Raw genomic sequence first — 12,225 nt, 5'->3', positions numbered from 1 at the left:
ACCAGCGCAGACGGTCGGGCACAGTGGTGCGGTGACCGCAGAGCTCACCCGCCCGATGTCCCGTCGGACGCTCGGCACCGAGACGATGCTCGTGCTCGGCCTCTCGCTCGGCCAGTCGGCCGTCTACGCCACTGTCTCGATCATCGCGAAGCTGACCGCCGAAGGTGGACTCTCCCGGCAGACCGCCGCGCTGAACACCTCCGCGTCGACCCGGCCGTACCTCGACCTCACGTACCAACTGCTCGGCATCGTCTTCGCGCTGGTGCCGGTACTGCTCGCCGTACACCTGCTCACCCGGGACCCCGGCGACCCGGTCCGCACCCTCGGCCTGGACGCCCGGCGGCCCTGGGCCGACCTCGCCCAGGGAGCCGGGCTGGCGGCACTGATCGGACTCCCCGGCCTGGTGCTGTTCTGGGCGGCGGCGCAACTCGGCATCAACGCCACCGTGGTGCCGGCCGGGCTGCCCGACCTCTGGTGGACCGTGCCGGTGCTGATCCTCGCCGCCTTCCAGAACTCGATCCTGGAAGAGGTCATCGTGGTCGGGTACCTGATGACCCGGCTACGGCAACTCCAGTGGCGAGTCGGCGCGATCATCGCCACCAGCGCGCTGGTCCGCGCCTCCTACCACCTCTACCAGGGGTTCGGCGCGTTCATCGGCAACGCGATCATGGGCGTCGTGTTCAGCCTCTTCTATCTGCGTACCCGCCGGGTCATGCCGTTGATCGTGGCGCACGCGCTGCTCGACATCTTCGCCTTCGTCGGCTACAGCCTGCTGCCCCAGGAATGGTTCGACTGGCTCTGACCGCCCCAGGTCCCTGGTCCGGTGGCGGTCGCCGGGCGCGCTACCGCTCTGGGAGCTCAGGCCCCTCGTCCGGTGGCGGTCGCGCTTCCGATGGCCCGCTGGCCTCCGTCGGGGGCGCGGGCTGCCGTGAGGTCGGGTCCGGCGGGCCGTGGTCAGCGACGTCGGGGCGGGCGGTAGGCGGCGACCGCGCGGGAGGCCAGCCGCTGCGCCGCCGCTGAGTCACCGACCGCCGCCGTCACCACCGCCGCGCCGGGCAGCAACCGGGAGGCCCACCGCAACGCCAACCAGCCGCTCACCTGCGCGGCCAGCGGCACCGCCAGCCGACAGGCCGCCTCGGCGGCCCGCGGCCCCGGCTGCTCACCCGGCCCCTCCGCCGCCCGAGCCGCCGCCAGCGCCGACCGCGCACTCGCCTCGTCCGGATGCACCTGCGCCAACACCAGCAACTCCACCGCCCGCTCCGGATCCGCCGGATCACGGCCGTACGCCGCCGCCAGGTGCAGCACCAGGTTCGCCTGCGTCCAGAGCACCGCAGCCAACTCCACCACCGGCGCGAACACGCCGGCCAGCGCGGCGCTCGCCCCGCCGACCCCCGCCTGCCTGACGAACCGCCGGCTGGCGAGCCGGGCCAGACCATCGCCGTCCGCCTCCGGGTACCTCTGCCACAGCCGCCGCGCCCACGCCGCCGCCCCGGGGCCGAGCGCCTCGACCGCGGTCAGGGCGAGCAACTCCGGGGCATAGCCTGGGTGGTCGAGCACCCGCGCTACGAGCATCCGCAGATCCGGCGTACGCCCGGCAAGCTCCGCCCCGATCCCGCCCTCCGGTGTCTGCGTGGCCGGGGTCGGCTTTGCCGGGGGCTGCGTGGCCGTGGTCATCGGCTCGGTCGGGGGCGGTCCAGGCCGGGTCGGTTCCGACTCGGCCGGATCGGTTCGGGCTGTTTCGGCCGAGATCGGTCTGGTCGGGGCTGTCACGGCCGGGATCGGTTGGGTCAGGGTCGGTTCGGCGGAGGTGGGTTCGGCGGTCTCTTCGGCCTGAGAGGTGTCGGTCCGGGCTGGGGTGTCCTCCTTCGCCTGGGGTGCGGGATCGTCGGGTCCGTCCTTGCTGGCGCCCCCGGCCGCCTTCGTCGCGGCCTTCCGAGCCGGCGCGGCCTTCGCCGTCGCCCTCCTCGCCGTCTTCTTCGCGGGGGTGGAGCCAGCGGACCCGGCCTCAGCCGTCGCGGCCTTCCTCGGCGTGGCCTTTCTGGCCACCTTTCGGGCCGGACCCGCCTGCGCCGCCGCAGTCGCGTCGTTGCCCTCGGTACTGGTCGCCGGCGAGGCGGACGCCTCCGTTGTCGATGTCGCCGACGCCTCGGAGGTATCGGCGGGGCCAGTGTCGCCGGATGCCGGTGTGGCCTGCAGAGGGTTCGATCGGGGTGCCTTCTTCGCGGCGGCCTTCCGACGCGTGGGCGCAGAGGTCTCCGAAGGCACCAAGTCTCGTTCACCGGCATCGCCCCGGCTCGGCCGGACTTCCTCAACGGGTGCCTGCCCGGCCTCGTCAGTGTCCCGAGGCGGCGGAGTCGTGGACGGGGGCGTGGCGGCGAACGGCGTCCTGGACGAAGCGGGACGAGCCTGGCGAGGCAGTGGCTGCTCCGGAACAGGTGGCGGCTGGAAGATCACCCTCGGCGCGGCCTTCGCCCGGCGAGGTCGACCCCCGCCCTTGTCCTCCTGCGGCGCGGCGTCGCTCGGCGGAGCGGTCGCCGGAGGCGGTGCGAACGTCGCCTTCGGTGAGCGGCGGCGGGCTTCCCGAGCAGGTTCCCGGCGGTCCTGCTCGCGTGGCGACTCCTCCTGCATGTCGATGGAGCGTAGTCGCGATCACGGCGACGCACAGCGGAAGAAGTCCCCTCGCCCGTCTGCGGGTCGGCGGGTTCCGGTAGTCGCTTTGCCCCCGGACGGGCGGGGCCTGTATCCTCGGGCGCGGTGGTCTGCGGGCCACCTGGGAGACTTCGCCTAGTCTGGTCTATGGCGCCGCACTGCTAATGCGGTTGGGGTCTTAAAGCCCCTCCCGGGTTCGAATCCCGGAGTCTCCGCGCGAAGGCCGGGTGTGTAGACTGGCCGAGCACCAGCGCCCGTAGCTCAACGGATAGAGCATCTGACTACGGATCAGAAGGTTAGGGGTTCGAGTCCCTTCGGGCGCACAAGATCGACAAGGCCCTGACCTGCCATAACGGCGGGTCGGGGCCTTGTCTGTTTCTGTCCATGAGGGACGGTTGGCTGCTCGGTGGCTGCTCGTGCGACGAGCATCCCCTGCGTGTCGGACTGTCCGGGGGCGTCCGGTCGGGTCCGTGCGAGCTTGACGATGCCGAACTTCCACCCATCCTCAATCCATCCACAAAAATTGATCGAATGCGTGGAGGGGTGCGGTGGGTTGAGGGCGTGATTCCGCGCAACGCACTACAGCAGCTGCCAGCCCCGATCGTGATCACCCAACTCGACCTCCAGTCGCGGTGACTAGACATGGGCCGCGACTAGATCCGATCAGTGACCGCCGCGAAGCCACCTTCTGACATGTACCACGGCGCTTCCCACAGCGCTGATCTCTGCTCGGGCCAGTGGCAGGAGCGGGTCTGAGTTAACGGCCCTGTCTCACATTCGGTGGTGACGGAGCGTGCTGTCATCCGAGGAGGATGCGGTGGCGGAGCAGGGTGAAGCCTGCTCGTCCGTGCATTTGGCGTGCGATCCGTTTGGTTTTGGTGTTGACGCCTTCGGTGGGGCCGTTGCTGTACGGAAGCGTGAGCGCGGCGTTCACGGCGTCGAGGTCTCGCTCCAGGCCTCGGGTGAAGGCGTGTAGGTGAGGCAGATCGACCGCGCGGACCTGGTCGATCCAGAGCGAGAGCCTGTCGGCGTTCCCCGCGTGAGGCGTCAGGAGTTTGGCGAAGCGTCCGACGACGGCGGCCAGTGTGGTCATCTCGGGGCAGGCGGCGGTGAGCCGTGCCAGCAGATTCCGATGTTCGGGTTTGAGGTTGTCGGGCCTGGTGAGGATCATTCGGGCGAGCCGGCGGGGGAGATGTGGCTGCGGTCGGCGTCTGCGCGGCCTTGGTTGATCTACTTGTGCAGAAGGTTCAGGCAGCCGGTGAAGCCGAGGGCTTTGATCTCGTCGAAGAGGTGCTTGATGGGGACGGCGGGGTCCTCGGTCCGGCGGGTGCGCAGGTGCTCGCGGTAGGGGTCGACGAGGCTGGCCCGGTACTTGGGGACGCGGAGCATCCGCTCGGGCCGGTCGGCTCGCGCGTAGCGTTTGACGGTGTTCAGTGCCAGTTGCAGGCGGCGGGCGCACTCCAGCAGGCCCACGCCCTGGTCGAGTAGACGGTGGACCTGGTGCCAGCGGTCCAGGGTCGTCTGCGCGCGGGGCCCGTCGAACAGGGGCGCGTCCAGCACGGCGGCCCAGCAGGTGCTGTGTGCCTTCACCTCGCTGCGGGCGGCTTCGCACAGGTTGTGCCACAGGTGCCACCTGTCCGCGACCTGCACCGCGTCGGGCAGGGCCCGGCGGATGGCCTCAGCGTAGGTAGCGGAGCCGTCACGGCACACGACCTCGACGCCCGGATGCTCGCGCAGCCACGCTTCGAGGGTGTCGGCGGTGCGGTCGGGCAGCACGTCGATCCGCTCATGTGTCTCGGCGTCGATCACCACGGTGGCATAGCGGTGCCGTCGGCGCAGAGCAAAATCGTCAACGCCGATCACACGGGGCGTCCGCCCAGCGGGCAACGGGATACGCAGCAGGGCGCGCAGGGCCGTGTGGCGAGACAGGCCCACCGCGAGTATCGCCAGCAACCGTGCACCCGCCCGGCCCGCTAACTCCTTGACCACAGCCTTGACGTGCCTGGACAGGCGGGCCGTGCGCCGCTGGTAACGCTCCAGCACTCCCGGCATCTGCTCACGGAACGTCTGCCGGCAGCCGCGCGTCGGACACACCAGACGCCGCACCCGCACACGGACCACCACCCGCCGTCCATCGACCGGCACATCGGCCACCGTCCGCAGGTGAAACCCGTGCACCCGCCCCGACGACGCCCCGCACACCGGACAGAACGCAGCTCCCTGCGGAGTCCGTGCCCGCACCACGATCCGCTCGCCCTCGTCCGCGATGTCATCGATTACCAGCGGGGAAAGCCCTGAGAACACCATCTTCGTAAGATCATCGATCTTGCACACATGATCTCAATGAAATCGACCACCTTCGGTAGCCACCGAATGTGAGACAGGGCCGTTGTCTTTACAGTCCCCCAGTTGGAAACCGGCCGACATAACGACCGCGCCCTTCGGCTCTACGCCGCAGCCGGCTATGCACCCACAGCGTCCTATGTCCCGGGCCGGGATCCTGCCATCAACCGTGCCATGCACAGGAGCCTTACACTGTAGGAGAGCCCTGCGGCCGATTCCCGGTGCTCCATTTGGCTCGGGGGTAGTACAGGACCAGCACAGAACTTGTACGTCTTGGCGTTCCCAGCCGCACCCCTCGGAGGCAGAATCACATCACTGGGGATCGGACGAGAGTCGTCCGCTGTACCGCAGGGACGCTGCTCGGGTGCGGCAGTGTTAAGTGCCGGACTCTGCCAGCAGGCTCGACGGCAGAGGTCGTTGCTAATTAACGGTGATGCCGTCCACTGCTACGATTCGGGCCCTCGAACTGCGGCCCGCTTCCTTCGGAGGCTGTATGGACCTCACGGCACTGCCGCAGCGGATACTTGGTCGCACCGGTATGGCCGTGCCTGCCCTTGGCATCGGCTGCTGGGCGATCGGTGGACCCGACCATAACCTCGGTCTTCCCATGGGCTGGTCCACCGGCACCGACGCCGCCTCCGTAGAGGGGCTTCGGCGGGCATACGCGCTGGGGGCGAGGTTGTTCGATACCGCCGATGTCTATGGGCATGGTCATTCCGAACGCCTTCTCGGTGGTCTGGTGTCAGAGGTGGGCCGAGAGGACCTGGTGCTCGTTTCCAAGGTCGGCTACTTCGCGGGCACCGCAGCGCACGGTTATGAGCCACGACATATGCGCCGCCAGTTGGCGCAGAGTCTTGACAACCTCGGCACCGATTACCTGGACATCTACTTCCTGCACCACAACAGCTTCGGGCCGGATGATCAGTATTTGGAAGCTGCGGCGGCGATGATGCGTGAGCTTCGCGCTGAGGGGCTGATCCGAGCGGTGGGGATGCGTGGTCCTCATCGCTATGCTCTCGACCGGTTCACCACTGCACCCGACCAGCGCGATGACAAGATCGCACGGTTTCACCGCCTCTTCGGTGTGATCCGTCCCGACATTCTTGCCGTACGCGACAACCTGCTGACCCCCTCTGACCTCGATCCGTCAGAGGGTCTTGCTCCCTGCCTGACCGTTTCGGCTTGACCGTTTTGTCCACCCGGTTTGGGTGTGATATCGCCACGTGTCGCTGTGGAAGCGCGAGTTCTCCGGGCTCGGTCACGGTCTTTCTACTGGTAGGTACAGGGGTCCAGGGTCAGGTTGTCAGTGGTAGCAGGGTGAGGCGCTGCCAGCAGAGGGTGAACGCGTCGGCCCACGGCCAGGTCTCGGGGATGGACAGGACACGCCGGCGGGCGTGGGCGGCCAGTTTCGCGGGCAGGTGCAGCAGCCGGTAACGCAGTGTTGCGGGTTCGGCGTGGGCGAGGTCGTCCTGGTCGTGCAGGCCGAGCAACCGGGTCCAGGAAGTGATGTCCGCGGCGATGTTGGCGGCGAGGACCCAGCCGCGGTTGACGGTCCAGGCCTTCGACGGCAGGTTCCGCAGGCCCATGGCCTTGTTCGTGCGCACCTTGTCTTCCACTCCTGCGTGCGAACGATGCAAAGCGTCGATCCATTGCGGCTGGTGCGAGCCCGGCACCCCGGCGATCCGGCTGATGTTGGTGGCGACGATCGCGTACCGCCAGCCGGTCCGCTTCTCCAGCGCGGTGAGATTCTTCGCGTGCCGGGCCGACGGCTTCGTGCGCCGCACGAGCAGCCGTAGCCGGCCGTTCCAGTTCTCCAGGCGCTGGTTGAGGCCGGTCAGTTCCGCGACATGCGCGGTGTCGACGGCCGTGCCGTCCTGGGCGAGGCCGTCGGTCCACGCTTCAGCAGGCAGTTGCTCGATCGCGATCTCGTCGGCGTCGGTGATCGTCCAGCCGACGGTGAACTTCACGCTGCGCCACAGCCGGTTCATCGCCTCGATGTGCTCGAGCAGGTCGTGGGTGGCACCGGCCCCATCGACCCTGATCAGAATCTTGCGCCGGTAGGCGACCGGCAACTGAGCGATCGCCTCACCGAGAACCCGGATGTGATCGGCGACCGTATTCGAGCCGGCACTGCCGGGCCGCAGCAGCATGGCCAGGCATTCCGCGGTGTTCGCACACCACGCACCGAGCGGATGGAACCCGAAACCCTTCTTGAACGTGGCCGCCGCACCCTGCTTCGGTGAGTGAGCGGTGATCAGGGTGGCGTCCAGATCGATGACCACCCACCCGGACAGCAGCTTGCCCGCCACCGTCAGCCACGGGAACCCTTGCGGGCGGCGGGCGAGCAGGGCCCATACGTGAGCGCGGACCTTCGCCCGCGCTTTGCCGATCCGTTTCAGCGCGGTCTCGTCGAGACCGGCCAACGCTCGCCGGACGGTTGGCTCCGACGGCCGATCACCGAAGACCAATCCCTGATGGGCGAGGACCGCGATGTCGGACATGCTCGTGGCGCCGAGCACGATCGCGACCGCGAGTGAGACCAGGACCGTGCCGCGATCCCACCACCCAGGGCCCTTGCCGCGCGGTAGCACCTTGTTCAAACCGCTGGTCAGACCGGTCCGATCTGCGCATTTGCGCAGCAGGACCGCACCCGCGTGACCGACCAGACCCTTCCCGCCCGCGCCGACGACCAGCCGCTGATCCCACCCGCTACCCTTACTCACCAGAAAGGTGCACCCGCTTCTGCTGTGGACATGGACTCGACACCCAAATCCTTGCAGGTCAGGAGCACCTTTCGTTTATCGCCCTCGATCAGTCAAATCGCCTCTGACTCGGGGAGGCTGATCGCTCGGCGGGTCTCTTCGCCTTCGCCGAAGCTCATCAGGTGGGTGTACTGATCAACAAGCCGCTCGGTCAGGGCCTGCTCACCGGCGCTCACCCGCGTAGCGGGCAGCGCACGTTCGGCGATGGTGACCATCGCACCCGCAAACGCTGGTTCACCGACCCGAACGCCACCGCGGCGATCAACGAGGGCCTCGACGAACTACGCACGCTACTCGTCCGCGACCCGACTCGCCCCTGGACCGACAGCCCGGTCGGACCGCGCGACTTCATCCGAGTCGCGCTCTGGTCGTGCCTCTCACGATCGCAGCAGGCGGCGGTGCTGGTCGGTTTCACCCATCCCGACCAGGTGCTAAGAAACCTGACCTGTCTCGGCCCCCAACCACCCGACGAGGACATCCTCACCGCCGCCCGCGCGGTGATGGGGAGGGTCCAACGACGCCTTGACAGCACCGGACAGGTGTTCCTCGATGAAGCCGCCGACGGAGGGCGGTAAGCCGGTGACCTACCAACCCTCGCTGTTCACTCAGACTCGTACCCGCCTGCCGGCGCGGACCGACGTCGTCAGCCTGATCACCTGGAACGTTCAGCACGCCTCCGCTGCTCGGGCCCGCCGGCAGATCGATTGGCTCACCGCGCGCGACGGTGCCGACATCGTGGTCCTCACCGAGGTACCCGCCAGTGGCGACGCGCACGCTGCCTTGCTGGCCGACCACGGCTACGCCGTGCTCTGTCCCGCACCGACCGGCGACTATCGCACGCTGCTCGCGACCCGAGTCGGGACGCTGACCGCCGCCGACCACCTGTACAGCGGCGCCTACCCAGGTCGACTCGTTACCGCGAGCATCGCTCTCTCCGGCCGTGTTGCCTTAGCCATAGCCGGTTTGTACGTGCCCTCCCGGGGCCCGAAAGCCCACCGCAACGTCGCCAAGCGCGCCTTCCAGACCGAGATCGCGACCCTGCTGCCACACCTTCGCGGCGCGTTCACCGGCCTGCCGGTCCTCATCGCTGGCGACCTCAACGTCCTCGAACCCGGCCACCAACCCCACCACCGCGTGTTCGGCGTCTGGGAGTACGACTTCTACCGAGCGTTCACCGACGCGGGATTCTCAGACGGCTTCCGTCATCGACACCCTGACGCCGACGAGCACTCCTGGTTCGGTCGCGCCGGTCTCGGCTACCGCTTCGACCACCTCTTCTGCACCACCCACGACCTGCCGGGCCTGCTCAACTGCCACTACCTCCACGCCCCCCGTACTCAGGCCCTGTCCGACCACTCGGCCCTCGCCGCAACCCTGCGTCTACCTCCGGTCAGCTAACCAACTCAACCGTGACCACGCCAGCACGTGGACTATGGGAGTAGTCGATGTCTGATCCCGTGCACCAAGGGCTCCTCGATACTGCGGCGGATGGCGCCGCACCGACGCTGGCCATGCAAAGATCAAATGCATGTACGTCCGCCCGGAACTGCGCGGCTACGGGCTACATAGCTAGGACGCAGTATCCTGCGACAGCTCGAACGGAACGCTCAGACCGACGGGGGTCCCGGCCCATCCAGTGGGAAACCGTTCGGCACGATGACCGTGCGCTCCGGCTCTACATCGCAGCTGGCTACGCACCTACACCGTGCTATGTCCCGGGCAGGGACCCCGCCACGCCGCGCACAAGAACCTTGCGTCGTAGCAGACAGATCGACCCCATAGGTTCTTAAGCCTAGAGATCGGGTCCCTACAGACATCGCTGTCGGCTCGGGTCCCTCGTCGGGCCCGCAGGGAGGAGAGTCAGTGCCTCGTCATCCGGAGACGCTGATCATGCCCAACACGCTGTTGGCTGAAGCCCGTCAACGGCTGCCGTCACCCAGGCGGCTCGGGCAATGTATGTCTCGAGCCGAGTTGGCCGATGCCACCAACGTAGCGCTCGATGCTCTGTATCCGAAGCAGAACCTAACTCCCCAGTACGTCGATCACCGCTGGGTGGGCAAGCTGGAGCGTGGGGAACACCGGTGGCCTAGCGAGGAGCGTCGGGCCGCGCTGCGGCATGTTCTGTCAGCCGCTACCGACGTCGACCTTGGCCTCTACAGCCCTCGGCGTACCGACGGTCCTAAGTCCGATCTCGGGCAGTTGACGGCTGCATGGCTCGGTCGTGGGGCCGGGGGCCTCGGGGACCTGCCGGGACCGTGGATGTTGGGCTTGCGGGCACCGGCCAAGATCGAGTGGCCTCATGTCGAGGCGCTGCAACGCAGCATCGCCTTGTTTGAGGACTGGGACCATCAGCATGGGGGTGGACTCGCTCGTGCGGCGATGGCCGGGCAACTCGAATGGGCCTGCCGAGTCGCCCGCCAGGCGCTCGCCGTTGAGTCGGTGCATCAGGCATGGCTTTCGATGGCGGCCCGACTTGGCGACCTTGCCGGGTGGGCGTGCTTCGACTCGGGCGAGGAGCCTGATATTGCCCAGCGATATCTGATCACTGCGATCCAACTTGCCAGCGAGGCTGGGGATGTGCAGCAGCGGGCCCACACTGCCACTACGCTGAGCAGGCATCTGTCTTATCGTGGACAGGTATCCGATGCTCTTGAGGTAATCGAACTCGTTCGGCCAGATTGGCGTGATCTTCCTCCGCTTGGACGCGCTGCGGTTCACATCGTGGAGGCTCGTGCCTACGCGAGGAATCATGATGGGCCGGCCTGTGTCCGAGCCGTAGGGCAATGTGATGAGGAGTTCTCGGCAAGCCCGTCGGCCGGGATCAAAGATCCTGTGTGGGGCTATTACGCTGATGCCGGCCAGATTCTTGGCGATGCCGGACATGCCCTGTTTGATATTTTTGTGACGGGCAATGACCGCAAGAAGATGGCCGAGACGATAGACCGGTTGCAGTCGGCGTACTTTTTGCATCCGGTGGAGACTGCCAGATCGCGGGCCCTCACTATGACTCGAATTGCCTGCTTGCAGGTGCGTAGCGAAAGCCTGAGCGAGGCGTTGAAGTCGGTACGGGTGGGTCTGGCAGACGCTGATGGTGTTCACTCCGCCCGACTGCGCGATGACCTTCGGGTCCTTGATTCGATTCTCGCGGAAGCCGATCCGGGGCCGAACCTTGCGGATGAGCTTTCGGCAGTGCGGGCGCACTTGGCGACGACGGTGAGCGCGCAGCTTCAGTAGCCGGTCCAGCCGGTAGGTGCGCTTCCGTCTCGCAGCGTGTTGATGCGGTGTCTTAGCTGACGCCGTCGCTGCGGGTCATTGTCTGCCGACTGGGCGAGCCAAAGGGTCATCCTCAGCATGCGAATCAGCCGCAGCATCGGCCACGATGGGCTGCGGCGAACGTCGAATCCGTACGTTAGGACGAATCTGCGGTAATCCTCCTCCGAGTACCATCCGCACTCATAGTAGAGGGCGGTCAGGGTCAGGTCCCATTCTGGCGGCCCGATACACACCGTTTCCAGGTCCACGAACGCTATCCGTCCGCTGTCCGTGACCAGAAGATTGTCCATGTGAGCGTCGCCATGCAGGACGGCGTCCCCGATAGCGAATACTGTAAGTGCCCACTGTGTCGAGAGTTCGTCGCGAAGTTGGCACAAAAGGGCATGGTCGTTGGGATCGAGGTCGACTCCTGATGTTAGCCGCTCCTCGAACCTATCAAACGGTGTCAGTTGGGGTAGCAGATTCGTCGGCAGGGGGACGGAATGAAGGTGACGCAAGGATTCGGCGAGCGTGACCAGGTCGGCCGGCCGGCTATCGGGAAGGTACTCCCATAAGGACACCACATGCTGTCCGATGGTGATGGGTTCCGGTCGTACGGGGCGAACCACGGGCACCTGCTGTTCTGCCAGCCAGGCAGCGACGTCGGTCTCACGGCGAAATTCTGTTCCGATGGTCCGAATTGGCACCACTCTTGCCAGCACGCCGGCGGCTGGCAGCAAGACCACGCCGTTCTCGCCAACTCGCACTATTGCGGCATCATGAGCCGGGATGCCAGCCCTGGTGGCTGCTGATCTCACTACGTTGATCGCCTCTTCCGCGCGCACCGCCCTATTCTCCTTCCTTGGCTCGCCGAGCCGTCTGGTCGGGTGCTCGATCATCCGTGTCGCCTGGCGGCTCGCCGGTACGACGAACCGCGATCGCCCCGCTGCCAACGGCAACCCATCGGCTGTAAGCCTGGAGGGCGAAGGTCCGGTACCTCTGGCCCACTCGATGCCACTACTGACCCCCGAGCGGCATGCGAGGTCGGACCGGAGGTCGGTATTCCCGCGCCCATCGCGTTCTGTAATGGTTTATGCGGCAGTCGGTTACCTGGACGGGTGTGATGGCGCGGCGGGGCGATCTGCCTGGTCATCGCCTCCGACCATCTACGTCCCTGCGGTCCTCGGCTGCTCCGTGGCCTCGCTGCGGCATCCAGGAT

At 67.1% G+C, this 12,225-nt stretch carries 8 protein-coding genes, 2 tRNA genes and 1 pseudogene; 7 read left to right on the top strand and 4 right to left on the bottom strand.

What is annotated here, in order from left to right:
• Positions 1 to 31 precede the first annotated feature (31 nt).
• Positions 32 to 802 (top strand): CPBP family intramembrane glutamic endopeptidase, encoded by a 771-nt coding sequence (locus tag ID554_RS13080; protein WP_117228322.1) that lies wholly within the window; start codon positions 32 to 34, stop codon positions 800 to 802.
• A 152-nt stretch (positions 803 to 954) separates the two neighbouring features.
• Here the strand turns inward: ID554_RS13080 and ID554_RS13075 are convergent, their stop codons facing one another.
• The gene (locus ID554_RS13075; RefSeq protein ID WP_223884578.1) at positions 955 to 1,674 is read right to left on the bottom strand and encodes a hypothetical protein; all 720 of its coding nucleotides are present in this window, start codon (positions 1,672 to 1,674) and stop codon (positions 955 to 957) included.
• Between the two features lie 1,099 nt (positions 1,675 to 2,773).
• Here ID554_RS13075 and ID554_RS13070 point away from each other — a divergent pair.
• Both ID554_RS13070 and ID554_RS13065 read left to right on the top strand, forming a co-directional pair.
• A tRNA-Ser gene (locus ID554_RS13070) sits at positions 2,774 to 2,864 on the top strand.
• 35 nt (positions 2,865 to 2,899) lie between these two features.
• Positions 2,900 to 2,972 (top strand) — tRNA-Arg (locus tag ID554_RS13065).
• Positions 2,973 to 3,448: 476 nt separating this feature from the next.
• Here ID554_RS13065 and ID554_RS13060 read toward each other — a convergent pair.
• Positions 3,449 to 4,956, bottom strand: a pseudogene (locus tag ID554_RS13060) (ISL3 family transposase).
• A gap of 529 nt (positions 4,957 to 5,485) precedes the next feature.
• On the opposite strand from ID554_RS13060, the gene ID554_RS13055 reads away from it, so the two are divergent.
• Complete coding sequence (locus tag ID554_RS13055) at positions 5,486 to 6,178, top strand: aldo/keto reductase (protein WP_117228323.1); 693 nt, start codon at positions 5,486 to 5,488, stop codon at positions 6,176 to 6,178.
• Between the two features lie 109 nt (positions 6,179 to 6,287).
• Here ID554_RS13055 and ID554_RS13050 read toward each other — a convergent pair whose 3' ends face one another.
• Entirely contained in the window at positions 6,288 to 7,715 is a 1,428-nt protein-coding gene (locus tag ID554_RS13050) for an IS1380 family transposase (protein WP_199489339.1), read from the bottom strand.
• A 161-nt stretch (positions 7,716 to 7,876) separates the two neighbouring features.
• Here ID554_RS13050 and ID554_RS13045 point away from each other — a divergent pair, with 161 nt between their 5' ends.
• The 3 genes from ID554_RS13045 to ID554_RS13035 all read left to right on the top strand — a co-directional run bounded on the left by ID554_RS13045 (position 7,877) and on the right by ID554_RS13035 (position 10,988).
• A complete protein-coding gene (locus tag ID554_RS13045) occupies positions 7,877 to 8,329 on the top strand; it encodes an aldo-keto reductase family protein (RefSeq protein WP_117231149.1) in 453 nt (150 codons plus the stop codon).
• Entirely contained in the window at positions 8,304 to 9,152 is an 849-nt protein-coding gene (locus ID554_RS13040; protein WP_117231150.1) for an endonuclease/exonuclease/phosphatase family protein, read from the top strand. The genes ID554_RS13045 and ID554_RS13040 overlap by 26 nt, the downstream gene beginning before the upstream one ends.
• A gap of 465 nt (positions 9,153 to 9,617) precedes the next feature.
• Complete coding sequence (locus ID554_RS13035; RefSeq protein ID WP_147333616.1) at positions 9,618 to 10,988, top strand: hypothetical protein; 1,371 nt, start codon at positions 9,618 to 9,620, stop codon at positions 10,986 to 10,988.
• Here the strand turns inward: ID554_RS13035 and ID554_RS13030 are convergent.
• On the bottom strand, positions 10,982 to 11,851 hold the full coding sequence (locus tag ID554_RS13030) for a phosphotransferase enzyme family protein (RefSeq protein ID WP_117231157.1): 870 nt from the start codon (positions 11,849 to 11,851) through the stop codon (positions 10,982 to 10,984). The two genes, ID554_RS13035 and ID554_RS13030, sit on opposite strands and share 7 nt — an antisense overlap.
• Positions 11,852 to 12,225: the final 374 nt, after the last annotated feature.

The organism is Micromonospora craniellae (assembly GCF_014764405.1).
Classification (GTDB): Bacteria; Actinomycetota; Actinomycetes; order Mycobacteriales; family Micromonosporaceae; genus Micromonospora; species Micromonospora craniellae.
Note: the sequence above shows the minus strand (reverse complement) of the source record. Positions and strands in the feature narration are given on the sequence as shown.